Raw genomic sequence first — 15,001 nt, 5'->3', positions numbered from 1 at the left:
TAAATGAAGACAGACGGCGTCTACGTCGACACAGTCGGGGTGCACCTTCCGGACGAGTGGGTGAGTGCGGAGAAGGCAGTCGAGGAGGGCCTCTACGATGAATACTCGATTCAGTACGGCACCGGGCTGACCGGTGCCTACATCGCCGGCGACCTCCCGGCGGTCGACATGGCGGTCTTCGCCGCGCGGCAGGCACTCGGCCGGTCGGAAGAGGACGTCGACTCCCTCGACTTCCACATCCACTGCACCTCCGTACAGCAGGGGCCCGAGACGTGTCACCTGCCCGGCTACATCCTGCGGGAGCTCGGAGCAGGCGACGTTCCCAGCGTCGACGTACGCCACCATTCCAATGGGATGCTCGGGGCGTTCGAGATCGCCGTCGGGCAGATGACGGGTGCGGCGGCGGCCTCCTCGGTGCTGGTGACCGGGGCGGAGAACTTCACCTCCCCCATGATCGACCGCTGGAAGGGATTCGGCACGGGCTTCACCGCGAGTGACGCCGGCGCCGCCGTGCTCTTCAGCGGCGAAAGCGGCTGCGCGGCGCTGCGGGCGATCAATTCCGGCACGCTGCCGGAGCTGGAGCAGTGGCACCGCGGTGAGGAGTCCCTGCTGCCGTTCCGGGAGAAGACCAACGGTGCTTCGAGCGTTCTTGAGCTGCTCTCGTATTTCAACCAGCATGTCGTCCCGCTGGACAAATGCATGGAGATGATCCGGGACTTCGAACTCGAGATCGTGCACCGGTCGCTAGTCGATGCCGGTCTCAACGCCTCTGATCTCGCATGGGTGGTGGCGTCCAACACCGACGCGCGCATGATCGACCAGATGAAGATGCAGCCCCTCGGGCTGCCGATGTCACGCTCCAACTGGGAATTCGGCAGGATCTTCGGGCACATGGGTGGTTGTGACATGGCCGTGTCGCTCAACCATCTGCTGACGACCGGACAGGTGGCCCCGGGCGACCACGTCCTGATGACGAGTTCGGGGCCGGGCTGGGTCTCCTCCTCGGCAGTGCTCACCATCCTCGACGTGCCGTCCTGGGCCCGGCAGGAGGCTTCGGGCAATCCGGCCTGAGGCCACAACGCAACGGCCCGGCACCTCAGCCGAGGTGCCGGGCCGAGCTGTCGACGGGCGTCACGGCTGACGCGTGGCGTACACCATGAAGTAGTGGAAGACCTCGGGCAGGTCGGCGCGTTCGACGGTGACGGAGAAACCGTGGCTTTCCAGGATCCCGGTGATCGTGTCGAGTCGTCCGTCGAGGTCCTGGACCTCGATGACGGTCTGCCTGATCCGCTGCCAGTCGTCCGCGTCCAGGCCCTCCAGGACGTCCAGTTCGGCTCCCTCGACATCGACCTTGAGCAGATCGACCGGGCCGTCCGGAGCCCACTCGCGAAGGACCGTGGACAGCCGGTCGACCTCGACGTCGACCTCCACGCCCTGCATCACACGGTCGACGGCCTCCTGCCCGATCTGCTGGACGGTGACGTCCTGGCCGACCTTCTTCTGCTCCGGATAGCGGGTCGAGTTGCCGGGGATCGCCGGATAGAAGGTGAAGCGCACCCCCGGCTCGTGCTTCAGCCCGAGCGCCATCCTGCGGGTGTCGACGCCTTCGACGCCGTGGGCGTCGAGGTTCTTCAGCAGGGCCTCGTGGATGTCCGGGATCGGCTCCAGGGCGAGCACCTGCGCGCCGGGAAACTGCTGCTTGACGAAGATGGTGAATAGCCCGACATTCGCACCGGCGTCGACGATCCGCGACGAGTCCGAGAGCTCGATGCCGTGCCGGAGATAGGTGCGGTCCTCGAATATCTCGTTGTAGATGAAGCCGATCTCGGAGAACAGCACCCCCTCCGCCTGCGGTACGAAGAACGAGACGCCGTCGGCGACCTGTACAGACCTGATGTCGGTCATGAGGGATTCTCCCGGAACGGTGTGTAGTGCCGCAGGTCATTGGCGCCCGCTGTGGAAGCGTGCACCAATGAGCCCCGGCATTCTCCTAAAAGGGAACGTGGATTCAGGTTCGAAGGGCGGTTGATTCAGGCGTCCCGCTTCCGCAGCAGCACATAGCCGCCGATGACCGCCACGGCCACCCACAGCATCATCACGCCGAATCCGCCCAACGGGCCGTACGGCGAGTCGGAGTGCTGCACGACGCGCGCCATCGCCGCGCCCGCCTGGTCCGGTAGGTACCGGGAGACCTTCTTTGTGCCGGGCACGGACGCCAGGATCTGGGTGATCAGGAAGAAGAAGGGCATCAGGATGCCCATGGCCAGCATGGTGCTGCGCAGCATCGCCGCAACACCCATCGAGAGCAGGGCGATCAGCGCCATGTACAGTCCCGCACCGATCACCGCGCGCAGTACATGGTCCTCGCCGATCGTCGTGCTGTGGGTACCGAGCGCTGCCTGCCCGGCGAAGAAGGTGACTACGCTCGTCGCCAAGCCGACGACGGTCGCGACGACCGTCGCGACCGTGAGCTTGCAGACGTAGAAGATGCCGCGCCGCGGCACGGCCGCCAGTGAGATACGGATCATCGTGGTGGTGTACTCGCTGCCGACCACCAGCACACCGAACGCGACCATCGCGAGCTGGCCCAGTACCCCGCCGGTGAAGGCGGTACCGGCGGCGTCGAAGGACAGTTGGTCGGCCTTCGGCAGATCGTCGAACTGACTGTTGGACAGAGCGCAGATCAGGGTGCCGAATCCGACGGTGATCACAAAGGCGGCGGCCAGCGTCCAGCCGGTGGAGCGGACCGACTTGATCTTGACCCACTCCGAGTGGAGGACCGCGGACAGTGCGGGCATGTCAGGCATCCTTTCCGCCCGGCTCGGTGCGGTACTCGGCCGCTTCCCCGGTCATCCTCATGAACGCCTCCTCCAGCGAGGCGTGGTGTGTGCACAACTCGTGCAGCGGCACCTGCTGTTGCCAGGCCAGTTCGCCCAGCCGCTCCACCGGGACGTCGGACACCTCGAAGGCGCCCTCTGAGGTCGTCCGCGGCGTGATGCCGGCATCGGCGAGCGCGTCATGCAGCTTCTCCGGCTCCGGGGTGCGGATCCGGACGTACGAGTGGGAGTTACGAGCGATGAAGTCGGGCATGGGCGTGTCCGCCAGCAACCGGCCCCGGCCGATGACCACGAGGTGATCCGCCGTGAGCGCCATTTCGCTCATCAGGTGGCTGGAGACGAAGACCGTGCGTCCCTTGGCCGCCAGATCCTTCATCAGCGTGCGGATCCAGACGATGCCCTCGGGGTCGAGCCCGTTGACCGGCTCGTCGAACATCAGGATTTCCGGGTCGCCGAGCAGCGCGGCAGCGATACCCAGCCGCTGACCCATGCCCAGTGAGAAGCCCTTGGAGCGCTTTCTGGCCACCGAGGCGAGCCCCACCTCTTCCAGCACCTCGTTCACCCGGGTGAGCGGAATACGGTTGCTCACCGCCAGGCACTCGAGGTTGTCGTAGGCGCTGCGCCCGCTGTGCATCACCTTGGCGTCCAGCAGCGCGCCGACGTGCCGCAGCGGCTCCTTCAGCTCGGCGTAGCGCTTGCCGCCGATCCGCACATGGCCGGACGTCGGGCGATCCAGGTCGAGCACCATGCGCATCGTGGTGGATTTACCGGCCCCGTTGGGACCGAGAAAGCCCGTGATGGAACCGGGCCGGACCGAGAACGTGAGGTCGTCGACCGCCACCTTTTTCCCGTACCGCTTGGTCACGCCCGTAAGGTCGATCATTCGGCCAAGGTAGGGGGCCCGTCCAAGGCGTGTCTGGGGGGTTCCCAGGACCTTTAGGAGTTTGTTCAGTTGTTTTTCAGCGCCTCGCCCGGTCACCCGGGAGGTCCACGCCGAAATCTCGTAGAACTCGATCACACCGTCCGACTTGTAGCGCCGCGCATCGGTTCCGAAGATGGAGGCCAGGGTCACGGTTCCGCCTCGAGAGGAGAGTCCGGTGGTTGTCCCTTTGCGCGGCCCGCTCCCGATGCAGGCACGGGCGGCGGCCGGGCTCCCCGTACATCCAGCGGGTGCCCGGCTGCCGGCCGCCTTGGGGGCTACTCGGCCATGTAGGTGCAGCCCGTCCAGACGAACACCTGGAGCGTCTGGCCGTTCTGCCGGACGATTTCCGTCGTCGGCTCAAAGTGCTCGTAGCGGTTGCCGCATGCGAGCTTGAGCTTGGAGGTCACGTCCTTTACGTAGCGGACCCTCTCCTTGTCCGCGACCAGGTTGGGGCCACCGCGAAGCAGTACATTCATTTCGTTCATCAGCATGGCCAACTGCCCTTCTTCAAGGCCGTTCGACTGCTCACCGACCGATTTCCGGGAAGGCGATTCACTACAGGCCATTGGAGCAGCGGCAGCGCTCGGGAAACCCCTAAAGGGTTCCGTGAGGCAGGCCTCGCACGGAGTCCCGGTACGTCGGCCGCGGGGACGCCTAACCTCGATTCGTCAGCGGGATTTGGTCGCTGGCCTGCTCGGCAGTTCGCCCGTAATGTCCCCGGGCCGTTCGGGGTGGGCCGTCGCGTGATTACGTCAGCTAGTGGGCGAGCAGTTCACGGTCCGCGAGCGTAGGCTGGAGATCACGTTCCGCGAGCATGGCGCCGAGGCTTGCACGCGCGTCCAGGTAGCCGCAGGAGCGGGCGCCGGCAGGCGTGATCAACTACCGGTGCATCCCCTGGTGACGATGGTGTTCCGCCAGTTGCGGGCTTTCAGAGGCCATGAACCTAACCAGACAGCGGCATGGGAGGTCGTTATGGGCACCGCAAAGCAGGACGGCGCAACGGACGTCGATGAAGAGCCGACCATGGATATGAATCTTGAGGTCGTCGTGATGCCGGTGGCTGACGTCGATCGTGCCCTGCGCTTCTACCAGGGCTTGGGGTGGAGGCTCGATGCGGACTACGAGGCGGGCCCGGAATTCCGGATTGTGCAGCTGACGCCTCCGGGGTCGGGATGCTCGATCCACTTCGGCCGCGGAGTCACCCCTGCGGCAGCAGGCTCCGCCCAGGGCATGTACCTCGTCGTCCAAGACCTCGACCAAACCCGCGCCCGACTGATTAGCCAGGGTGTCGAGGTCAGCGAGATCTTCCACCGCGTCTACGACACCGGCGCCCAAGAACAGGTAGACGGCCCAGACCCCAATGGTCTCAGCTACGGCTCGTACGCGACGTTCAGCGACCCGGACGGCAATGGGTGGCTGCTTCAAGAGGTCCGAGTGCGACAGCCTGGACGATGACGGCCGCAGAACCGAGAAGATCACGCCACGGCGATCACCTGCGTGAGACCTGTCAAAGACCGAGGCAGGACAATCCCACGCCGCATCCCCCAGCGGCCGTGCGGCACGCGCTTCACGCGAGCGCACCGGCATAGACCATAGACGCAGTCACCACCGCTATCCGATCAGGACGGGCCGGGACGGTTGTTCACCCCGAACCGGGGGCTCTGCGGACGCTCCTACCGCTGGTCCCGCCGTCGTCCACTCACACGTCCTGTGATGCGGAGCGTCCACGGAAATGGGACTCTTGAAGCTCAGCCTCGGGGTACGGGTCACCGACTCGAGATTGCCTGCTCAGCAGGAGGACCGCCCATGATCAGAGTTATGCGGCCGCTTCTTCACGGCGCTGTTGCGGGACTCGCCGGTACGACCGCGCTCAATATCGCAGGTTATGCCGACATCGCGCTTCGAGGCCGGCCCATCAGCGATACACCTGAGATCACAGTGCGTAGCCTTGCCGCGAAGCTCCGTATTCGAATCCCCGGGGACGATCAGATCCTGGAGAACCGGATCGCTGGCCTTGGCTCCTTGACCGGATACACCGTGGGGCTGGGCATGGGGGCGGCGCTGTCATTGGCACAGGCTGCTGGTTGGCCTCCGACGAAGGCTTCCCGCTATGTCGTTGCGTCTCTCTTTGCCCTAACTGTCACAAATGCGCCGATTATTCTTTTGGGAATCACGGATCCACGGACCTGGGCAACCTCGGACTGGGTCTCAGACGTCATCCCGCATGTTCTCTATGCGGTAGTCACAGTCCGCGTCCTTGACAAGCTGGAAGCAGCGGGCCACCAGCTTTGATGGCCAGATCCCGCTATGACGCCCTCGGACAGTCCTTCACCCAAACCTCGATTCGTCAGGGGTGATCACTGTTCTCGCGCAATCTTGACCAGGACCGTGTCATCCATGCTGTCCAGCAGCCTGCGCAGAGTGCAATCCGAGGCCGGGGAGCCGAACACACCGGCCTGATGGGCGAGCAGGGCCTCCGCCTCGGACAGGTTTCGCGCCCCGAGCACCAGCGCCACCGCGAGCTGGACAAGCACCGCACCCCGCCCGAGGAAGTTCACCGCCCTGCGGCAGCACCCGCTCCAGCCCGTCCGTCAGCCCGGCCCGTACACCGGCGCAACAGCACCGCACCGGCTCAATAGCCAGGGCTAACTCCAGGAAGGGTGGCCCGCCGACGCCGACGCCGACTTCGCAGTGAGCAGCGCGTCGCGCAACTGGACCCGACCGGTGATGCCCAACTTGCGGTAGCTGCTGGTCAGGTGAGTCTCGACGGCCCGGGGCGTGACGAAGAGTGCTTGCGCGATCTGGTGGTTCGAATGCCCCGTGGCCGCCATCCCGGCTATCTGGTACTCGCTGGCTGTGAGCGGCTGCCGTTCCTGCCGTTGCCCACGTCGTGGCCGGGCACCCGTGGTGCGCAGGGCCGCTCTGGTCTTCTCCGACAGGGCGGTCGCGCCGCACTCTTCCGCCAGGTCGAACGACCGGCGCAGCGTCGTACGCGCCGTCCCCGTGTCCCCCGCGCGCAGTTGCGCCGCTCCGAAGTCGTAGAGTGACTTGGCCAGTTCCAGGGGTGCGGGGGAGTCCTCCAGCAGGTCCACGGCCTGGCCGAGAAGGTCGAATCCGGCGTCGCCCCCGGTGACCAGCCCCAGATGTCGCAGGCTGACCCCGATCACGCGTGCCGTGCCCCAGTTGCGCGAAAGACGCAGTTCCTCGGTGGCCATCTCGATGGCCTCCTGTCGTTTGCCCAGGGCCGCGTACGCGAGCGCGGCCTGCGACCGCCAGGCGGTCACCGCCGGGTTCACCAGTCTCACCGCGTCCTGGCGTCCGCCGCAGTAGAGCAGGGTTTCCAGCGCGGCCTCGGTGTCTCCCGAAACGAGCTGCCAGCGGCCCTGGGCCAGCAGATACGGACCGCGGTCCCACACCGCGTCGGGACTGTCGTAGCGGCGGTTCGCCGCCAGCACCTCTCCGGCCGCTCGGAGGTCCCCCAACTCGATCAGGTTGTTGACGATGAGAGCCGCTATCGGAAGGGTCGAGTAGCCGAGGTCGGGTGAACGGTCGAGCAGCGCCTGCGCCTGCATCAGCGCGTCCACCACCCGTCCCTGTCGTGAGGCCGCCGAGGCCTTCCCGTACGACGCACCGATGGAAATGCGCTGGGCCCCGCAGCGTGTGGCCTGGTCGCTCAACTGGTCGTACCAGGTGACGGCTTCCTGCAGCCGGTCGGTCGTGATCAGCCCGAGGGTCGAGAGGACGAACAGCATCTCCGTCGGCCCACTGAGATTGATGCCGCCGCGCAAGGCGCGGTCGGCCAGTTCGTTGGCGTGCGCCGCGCTCTCGTGGCCCGCCATGGCGTGGATCAGTGAAGCCGCCAGCACTGCGCGTTCGCCCGGGGTGTTCCCGCGCAGCGAGGCAGGGGACACACTCGCGATGAGCGGGCCGACCAGATCGATCGTCGTCTGGTCCTCGTACGCCACCTGGATGAGCTGTGCCTTGAGATGAAGCAGCAGTTCGCGCTGCGGGCAGTTCTCCGCCGGGTCTTCGAGACCGGCCACCGCCTGCTGGAGCACCGTGACGGCCTCCGGGCCGCGCTGTGTCATCTGCAGCGCGGCTGCGAGCATCGCCGAGACCCGCCCGCGGACCGCCGGATCCTCGATGATGAGCAGGCTCTCGCGCAGCCGGCCCACCGCGGTATGCGGCACCAGCATCAGTTCGTCGGTGCCCAGCTCGACGAGGACCGCGGCCCGCTCGTACTCGGACAGCGGTTCGCCCAGGGCCCGTTGCAGATAGCGGACCGCGGCGTCGGGCGCGCCACGGTGCCGCGCGACGCGCGCCGCGTCCTTCAGCACCTCGGCCGGCCAGCTGCCCCCCGCGCCGGGCTCGCAGTGCATGAGGTGCGCGGCGACCTGCTCACTGGAGGCGCCTTCCTGGTGAAGAATGCGGGCGGCCCGTACGGATCCGGCGGCCAGGTCGTCGGGGGTCATCGTGCCCTCGATGATGGCGGTCCGGATCAGCGGGTGCCTGAACCGCGTCGGGGCGTCCTCGTGCAGTACGCCGATGCGGCGCAGCACCAGCTCGTGCCTGGCCACCTCGGACGCGCCCAGCCCGGAAAGTGCCGCGGCGACGCGGGTGGGAGTGTCGTCGCCGAGAATGGCCAGGGCGCGGGCGAGTTCGACCGTATCCTCGATCTGGCGGCCGACGCGGTGGAGCACGGTGCGGGCGAGGACGTGCCCTCGGAATTCCTCCACGGCCGCGATGTGCTCCGCGTAGGGCGGCACCCGGTTGTCGACGAGGGTGCGCAGCAACTCCACCAGCAGCAGGGGGTTCCCCTCGGACGCCTGCTCGCAAGCATGGCAGAACGCGTCGTCCGCGTCGCCGTCCGTGGCAGCGCGCACGATCACGGCCACGTCCGGGCCGGTGAGTGGTGAGAGGGGGATGAGCCGGCAGTCGGGCTGGGTGGCGATCTCCGTGAGCTGGGGGCCGGTCGGGTGTTCCTCACCCGACCGTTCCGTGAGGACCAGCAGAACGGGCAATCCTTCGATGCGGCGGGTGATGTAGGAGATCCAGCGCAGCGACGGCGCGTCGCACCAGTGGGCGTCGTCCACGACGATGACGAGCGGGCCGCGGGCTGCGAGATGGATGAGGAACCAGTACAGACCGTGCAGCAACGCGAACGAGGCATCGCTCCGTACCGGGCCCTCCTCCGGACTGCCGTCGTCCGTGCCCAGCGTCCGGGCAGCGAGCTCCGCGGGCCCGGCGAGCAGTTCTGCGCGCTCCTTCTCGTCAGCGTCGGCAAGGACCGGGGCGAGTAACTGGCGTACCAGCGAGAACGCGAAGTCCGTACGCGTCTGGCCGCAGGTCGAGCGCAGGACGCGCATGCCGTTCCGGCGCTCGATGCCGACCCAGGCATCCACGAGTGAGGTCTTGCCGATCCCGGCCCCGCCCTGGACGACAGCCACACCGGCGCGGCCGTCGCGCGCACCTGCGGCGAGGGTTCGCAGAACTGCCAACTCGGCATCCCGGCCGACCAGCCCGTCAGTACCGCTGCCGTCGGAATCCCGGGAGGGCTGAGTCGGGTCTGCCATCGTCGCCGCCGTTTCTGCATCGTCCCCCTCGGAACGCCACGCTGCGTGCCGGGCAGGTGGCGACCACCCTAGTTGCAGCGTGTGTTCCGCTTGTGGCGGGAACGAAAATTCGACCGCAGCTGCCCGGGCGGGACCGCGGAGGGCGGCGCCGGCCTGCTCAGCGGGGACCCGTCACCTCAGTCCCGGAAGTGTCCAGGGCCTCGGCGCGGTCTCTGCCGCCTCGTCGGCGTTGGAGTTCAGTCAGGTGATCACGACGCACGGCCGGACACGGCGGTGGAGGCGAAGTGATCGCCGAGCAGCCTCATGACCTCGGTCTGCTGATCGGTGAGATAGAAGTGCCCGCCCGGCAGGACCTGTAGGTCGAATCCGCCCCTGGTGTGATCTTCCCAGGCCAGGGCCTCCTCGAGGGAGGTCTTCGGGTCCTCGTCCCCCACGATCGCGGTCACGGGGGAGTTCAGCACCGCCCCCGGCTCACAGCGATAGGTCTCGATCGCCCGGTAGTCGCAGCGCAGTGCCGGCAGGACCATCCGCAGCATCTCCTCGTCGCCGAGGACTCTGGCGTCCGTACCGCTGAGCGTCTTCAACTCGGAGACGATCCCGTCGTCGTCGCGCTGGTGCACGTTCTCGTCGCGGTAACGGGAGGGCGCCCGGCGCCCGGACGCGAACAGCCGCAGCGGCGCCACGCCTTGGTCCTCCAGGCGCCGGGCGACCTCGAACGCCACCAGTGCGCCCATGCTGTGGCCGAAGAAGGTCAACGGCCGGTCGGTCCAGGGCCGGAGGGCGTCGACGACGTTGTCGGCCAGCTCACCGATCGTGTCGATGCCTGCTTCCGTGCGCCGGTCCTGCCGGCCCGGGTACTGCACGGCGAGTACGTCCACGGCCGGGCTGAGCGCGGAGGCCACCGGGAAGTAGAAGCTCGCCGAGCCCCCGGCATGGGGAAAGCAGACCAGGCGGTCACCCGCGTCAGGAGCCGGATGGAAGCGCCGGCACCACAGACCCTCGTCCACAGAGGATGAACTCATGGGGCTGATCCGTCCTTTCCAGTAGACCGGCGCCTCGGGAGTCGGTACGAAGCGGGCGACGGTTGTCCCGAGCCGATCGGGAGATGCGGGCTGTTGCCCTGGACATATCCAGGCAGTGCGGGCTCCGCGGCGCAAGGGCTGTCCGCAGGATGCGGGGGAAGTCTGGTCATTTCCCCCGTACTTCACGGGCGGTCTTCGACTTCGGTGGTCCGCTGCGCGGGCGCGACCTAGTCTCACCCTGGCCAAGCACGGCGAGTGGCTGCTCTGCGCCGAAGTCTCGCGAGGTCAACCACCACAGGTGCACCGACGGGAGACCGCGATGATCGACGAGCTGCTGCCCGACTCGGCCTCCGTGGCGGAGCTCTTCGGCGACCCGCCGGCCGGAGCGCTTCTGAGCCAAGAGGAGTCCTTCGTCTCTCGCGCGGTTGACAAGCGCAAACGGGAGTTCGCGGCAGGCCGCTGGTGCGCCCGCCGGGCAATGGCCGGGATCGGCGTGCCGCCCGCACCGATTCTGCCGGGGCCGCGTGGGGAACCGCGGTGGCCGTCCGGGGTCTTGGGGGCCATCACCCACTGTGACGGGTACGCCGCCGCCGTCGTGGCGCGGCAGGGGGACGTGCTCTCTCTGGGTGCCGACGCGGAGCCCGCGAGTCCACTGCCGGACGGGATCCTGGAGGCCGTGGCGCTGCCCGGGGAGCGTGCCGGGCTTCTCCGGTGCCGTCGCCACGATCCGTCGTTGCCCTGGGACCGGCTCCTGTTCAGTGCCAAGGAGTCCGTGTACAAGGCGTGGTTCCCGATGACCGGGCGTCCGCTGGAGTTCGAGGACGCGTTCATCACCTTCGACCCGGACGGCGGGACCTTCACCGCACAGCTGCTGGTGCCCGGATGGCGGCTCGGTGACTCCGTGCTGACCGGATTCGAGGGGCGCTGGGCCGTGCGGGCGGGCCTGGTCATGACGGCAGTCGCCGTACCCTCCGATCGCTCACGCCCGGCGCACGGAGCCGGGATGGCGATGGGGGCACGGCGCTGACAGTCTGCACACCCTGACGCCGACGGCCCACGTGGCGAAGCCGTCGGCGACGTGGTTCCGCGGTCGGGGCGTTACTGCGCCGCCCGCCCGGCGCCGAAGAAGGTATCGAGACCCCGGCGCCCGGACACCCCGAGCTTGCGGTACACGGATGTCAGATGCAGCTCCACCGTGCGCTGGGTCACGAACAGTTCTTCGGCGATCTCCCGGTTGGTCTCGCCGGCGGCGGCCAGTTGAGCCACCTGGGCTTCGCTCGGGGTCAGCGACTCCACGCCGCTCGACGTGACGGTGCGCGGTCGGGCACCGGTGGTCAGCAGCGCGTCATTGGCCTCGGCGCGTAGCACTGCGGCGCCGATCGAGTAGGCCAGATCGAGCCCCTGGCGGAGCGTCTCCCGCGCCGCCTCGGTGCGTCCGCACGCATGGAGCGCAGAGCCGTAATCGACCAGCACGTGGGCCCGTTCGAGCCGCGCGGGGGAATCCTCGAGGACGGACAGCGCTTCCTCGAGGAGGGGTAGTTTCCCGGGGCCACTCTCCGTTTCCGCGAGGAGCCGCAGACCGGCGCCGAGCGCGTCGGTCAGGTTCCCCTTCCGGGCTCGCGCCACAGCGGTCTCGGCGAGCTCCCGGGCGGGTGAGAGGGCCCCGAGCGCGAGGTGCGCACGGCCGGCCCAGGCCCACCAGGACGAGACGGCAGGGCTCGTCCTGGTCCACTGGTGCTGTCGTCTGCCTGCCTCCAGGAGGTACACCAGCGCCGCCTGCGGTTCGTGGCGGGCGAGCCGCAGCCGTCCCCTCGCACACAGGAACTCGTTCCACTGCCAGGTGTCCAGGCTCGTCGGCGGGAATTCCTGTGCGGCCGCCGCGTCGGCACCCGCGAGGTCACCGGAATCGATCAGCGCGTGTATCTGTGTCGCGATGGGCAGCGCCAGTGTGCGGCCCCAGGTTTCGGGCGGTACCACGTTCAGCGCCGATCTCGTGGCCGCCACCGAGTCGGACAGCGCGCCCACCCGGTACAGCGCCTCGGCCCGCAACGCCAGGCACAGGCCGTACAGCTGGCGCTGGCTCTCCCGGGTGCTGTCGATGACCCGCTTGTAGGCGGCATCCGCCTCGTCCGACAGGCCCGCGTACAGCAACGCCGTCGCAGCCGTGGCCAGGAAGAACGGCGAGTCGATGCCGGGCACGCTGCGCTCCAGCATCCGGCGGGCCGCGGCAGCCGACTCCTCCGCCCGGTCCTCACGTACGGCGCTGAGGCCGGCCCCGGCGGCGATCAGGGCCCGTTGACCCGGGGAGTCGCCGGGCAGGCTGATGTCGAAGGGGTACTCCTTCAGCGTCGCTCCGAAGCTCTGCAGGTCCTCCGCAGAGGCCAACAGCCGCTGCCCCTCCAGAAGCCGCTGCAGATCGCCCGTGACGTCGCGGACCGTCGGCGCCTGCTCGGCGAGCAGGCGCACCGCCTGGAGGGACTGCTCACTGCGGATCAGGCCGCTGGCCAGCGAGGTGAGCACGAAGAAGCGCGGCAGCGGTTCGTTCACGTACTCGAGAGCCGACTGCAGATGCCGGACACTGGCCTGAGGGTCCACTCCCGCCTCGGCCAGCCCCAGTTCCACGAGTACGGCCGCGTCCTCGGGCACCTTCACCTGCTCACGCAGGCAGTGCCGCAGCAGATCCACGGCCAGTGCGGGCGCGCCGCGGAACGACGCCTCGCGAGCGGCCTCCCGCAGCACGGTGACCGCCCAATCCTCGGTGGCCGGCAGCGCGGTCATCAGGAGGTGTCCGGCCACCTGCTCGGCGCGGGCGCCCACGTCCAGCATCAGGCGCGCGGCGCGCTGGTGTGCCTCCGCACGCTCCTCGGGCGGTATGTCCGCCACGATGACTTCCCGTATCAGGCCGTGGTTGAAGGACCATGTCCGGCCGTCGTCGACCTCCGAGACCAGGCCGTTGGACTGCAGTGCCTGCATCGCGGCGAAGTGGGTCGCGTCATCGAGCCCCGCCAGCCGTGCGCATACCTCCGTCATGGCCTCGTCACCCATGACGGCCATCGCGCGGGCCGCGGCCACAGCGGACTCGGGCTGTCGCCGCAGGACGGACCGGACCGCCTCGTTGAAGAACGCACCGTCGTGGGCGGTGACGTACTCCAGTCCGCCGACGCTCGGCGGCTCGCCGCCGAGCCGCAGGACGGTCAGCAGGGAGTGGACGAGCAGGGGGTTGCCGCCGGTGATCGCCAGACACGCGTCGTGGAACTCGTCGTCCGCCTCGTGGTCGAAGACGGTCTTCACCAGGTGGGCGACTCCGTCGGCGGTCAACGGACCGGGCCGCAGGATCCGGCAGAGCGGCTGTCCGGCGATGTCGTCGAGGAGCGCGGCGTCGGTCGCCTCGTCGCCGGTGCGCCGGGACAGGGCCAGCAGGATGGGGAGCCCTTCGATCCGCCGTGCGAGGTGGGTCAGGAAGCGCAGCGAGGCCAGATCGGCACAGTGCGCGTCGTCAACGACGATGACGATCGGCGCCTCATCCGCCAGGTTGCAGGTGAACCAGTACAGCCCGTGCAGAACGGCGTACGACACATCCTCGGTCAGGGGCATGACATTCCCCTGCAGGGCCTCGCTGCTGAGCGCCAGCGCGGCCGTACGGGCGCTGCCGGCCAGCAGACGTGTCAGCTGTGGTTCGTCGAGTGTGACGAGCAGCGGCTCGAAGAGCTGCCGCACCACGCCGAAGGGGAAGTCGCGCTCCAGGGCGTCGCAGCGTGCTTCCAGCACGCGCAGGCCTTCGATGTGAGGCGCGGACGTCAGGCTGCGTAGCAGCAGACTCTTGCCTATGCCGACGGGGCCCTCCAGCAGGGCGATACCGCCTGACCCTGCGCGGGCGTTTTGCAAGAGGGAGGAGAGGGCGGACATTTCCAGCTCGCGGTTGACGAGAGTCAACTGGTCCCGCTGGCACTCGAACGTTCCGATCGGCATCCCGTCGGTCATCGGGAGTCTCCTGTCCGCTACTGCGCCCGGCACGGCCGTGCCCGGCGGTCCGCCGGATGGCAAGCGTGGCCCGTCCGGTCAATTCGGGCCCGCGCGTTCTCTGTTCTGCCGGCTGGAACGCAAAGGGCTGAATGCCGGCAGCAAGGGGTGGGGCCCCGCGCGGGGACACCCGTAGGCCCGTAGCCCGGGGCAAGGCCGCTCTGTACTGTGCCGAGGTCATCCGGGGCCTAGCCGGTACCAGCCACGCCAGGGTCACCCCCGGGTGCGGTCTTGAGCCTCGGCAGGTCGGCGCCGTCCCGTACGTGGCGGCGTACGGAGGCGGCCTGGCGTGTTTCCGGGAGGACTTCGGCGCGGTGCGCCACATTCGCCGAGCGCCGCGGCCGGTCGGAATTCGCCAGGCAGAGCAGTGCGGCGAGGCATGCGCCCCGCGGGGACAGGTCTGCACCCCGCACTTCTTCGGGCAGCTGACGATGTATATCGGTCATGAAAAGCGCCCCCCATCAACATCGCGCGCCACATCTGATACGACCTTAGCCGGATCCCCCGGTCGGCAGTGGGCCATGTGCACAGCGGAAACCGGACACACTGTGTCGACGGCACATTTGCTCTGCCATCAGAGGTGTCATTCGGCGCAGCACCGAAGTGGCCATGGTGCGTATCGCTGCA

Annotated in this window: 13 protein-coding genes; 4 read left to right on the top strand and 9 right to left on the bottom strand. The window is 68.3% G+C overall.

Annotated elements, in window-relative coordinates:
* Positions 1–3 precede the first annotated feature (3 nt).
* Complete coding sequence (locus tag ACH492_RS38380) at positions 4–1,071, top strand: ketoacyl-ACP synthase III family protein (protein WP_398993836.1); 1,068 nt, start codon at positions 4–6, stop codon at positions 1,069–1,071.
* Positions 1,072–1,131: 60 nt separating this feature from the next.
* Here ACH492_RS38380 and ACH492_RS38375 read toward each other — a convergent pair whose 3' ends face one another.
* The 4 genes from ACH492_RS38375 to ACH492_RS38360 all read right to left on the bottom strand — a co-directional run bounded on the left by ACH492_RS38375 (position 1,132) and on the right by ACH492_RS38360 (position 4,250).
* Positions 1,132–1,905, bottom strand: a complete 774-nt coding sequence (locus ACH492_RS38375) for an FkbM family methyltransferase (protein WP_398993834.1) — start codon at positions 1,903–1,905, stop codon at positions 1,132–1,134.
* Between the two features lie 125 nt (positions 1,906–2,030).
* Positions 2,031–2,798 (bottom strand): ABC transporter permease, encoded by a 768-nt coding sequence (locus ACH492_RS38370; protein WP_398993832.1) that lies wholly within the window; start codon positions 2,796–2,798, stop codon positions 2,031–2,033.
* 1 nt (position 2,799) lies between these two features.
* Positions 2,800–3,720 carry an ABC transporter ATP-binding protein gene (locus ACH492_RS38365; protein ID WP_398993830.1) on the bottom strand — a complete coding sequence of 307 codons (921 nt, stop codon included), beginning with the start codon at positions 3,718–3,720 and terminating at the stop codon, positions 2,800–2,802.
* 314 nt (positions 3,721–4,034) lie between these two features.
* Positions 4,035–4,250, bottom strand: a complete 216-nt coding sequence (locus tag ACH492_RS38360; protein ID WP_398993828.1) for a DUF5988 family protein — start codon at positions 4,248–4,250, stop codon at positions 4,035–4,037.
* A gap of 268 nt (positions 4,251–4,518) precedes the next feature.
* Here ACH492_RS38360 and ACH492_RS38355 point away from each other — a divergent pair, with 268 nt between their 5' ends.
* Together ACH492_RS38355 and ACH492_RS38350 are read left to right on the top strand one after the other, a co-directional pair.
* On the top strand, positions 4,519–5,214 hold the full coding sequence (locus ACH492_RS38355) for a VOC family protein (protein ID WP_398993826.1): 696 nt from the start codon (positions 4,519–4,521) through the stop codon (positions 5,212–5,214).
* Between the two features lie 351 nt (positions 5,215–5,565).
* Positions 5,566–6,051 carry a hypothetical protein gene (locus tag ACH492_RS38350; protein WP_398993824.1) on the top strand — a complete coding sequence of 162 codons (486 nt, stop codon included), beginning with the start codon at positions 5,566–5,568 and terminating at the stop codon, positions 6,049–6,051.
* Positions 6,052–6,116: 65 nt separating this feature from the next.
* Here the strand turns inward: ACH492_RS38350 and ACH492_RS38345 are convergent, their stop codons facing one another.
* From ACH492_RS38345 to ACH492_RS38335, 3 genes are all read right to left on the bottom strand, one after another.
* Positions 6,117–6,317 carry a hypothetical protein gene (locus tag ACH492_RS38345; protein ID WP_398993822.1) on the bottom strand — a complete coding sequence of 67 codons (201 nt, stop codon included), beginning with the start codon at positions 6,315–6,317 and terminating at the stop codon, positions 6,117–6,119.
* Between the two features lie 87 nt (positions 6,318–6,404).
* Positions 6,405–9,332, bottom strand: a complete 2,928-nt coding sequence (locus ACH492_RS38340) for an AAA family ATPase (RefSeq protein ID WP_398993820.1) — start codon at positions 9,330–9,332, stop codon at positions 6,405–6,407.
* Between the two features lie 248 nt (positions 9,333–9,580).
* Positions 9,581–10,354 carry a thioesterase II family protein gene (locus ACH492_RS38335; protein WP_398993818.1) on the bottom strand — a complete coding sequence of 258 codons (774 nt, stop codon included), beginning with the start codon at positions 10,352–10,354 and terminating at the stop codon, positions 9,581–9,583.
* Positions 10,355–10,673: 319 nt separating this feature from the next.
* On the opposite strand from ACH492_RS38335, the gene ACH492_RS38330 reads away from it, so the two are divergent.
* A complete protein-coding gene (locus tag ACH492_RS38330) occupies positions 10,674–11,381 on the top strand; it encodes a 4'-phosphopantetheinyl transferase (RefSeq protein WP_398993816.1) in 708 nt (235 codons plus the stop codon).
* A gap of 71 nt (positions 11,382–11,452) precedes the next feature.
* On the opposite strand, the gene ACH492_RS38325 is transcribed toward ACH492_RS38330, so the two are convergent.
* Together ACH492_RS38325 and ACH492_RS38320 are read right to left on the bottom strand one after the other, a co-directional pair.
* Positions 11,453–14,335 carry an ATP-binding protein gene (locus ACH492_RS38325; RefSeq protein WP_398993814.1) on the bottom strand — a complete coding sequence of 961 codons (2,883 nt, stop codon included), beginning with the start codon at positions 14,333–14,335 and terminating at the stop codon, positions 11,453–11,455.
* A gap of 227 nt (positions 14,336–14,562) precedes the next feature.
* Complete coding sequence (locus tag ACH492_RS38320) at positions 14,563–14,820, bottom strand: hypothetical protein (RefSeq protein WP_398993812.1); 258 nt, start codon at positions 14,818–14,820, stop codon at positions 14,563–14,565.
* Between the last annotated feature and the right edge of the window lie 181 nt (positions 14,821–15,001).

Source organism: Streptomyces sp. NPDC019443 (assembly GCF_044389785.1).
Lineage (GTDB): Bacteria > Actinomycetota > Actinomycetes > Streptomycetales > Streptomycetaceae > Streptomyces.
This window is presented reverse-complemented; position numbering and strand designations above follow the sequence as displayed.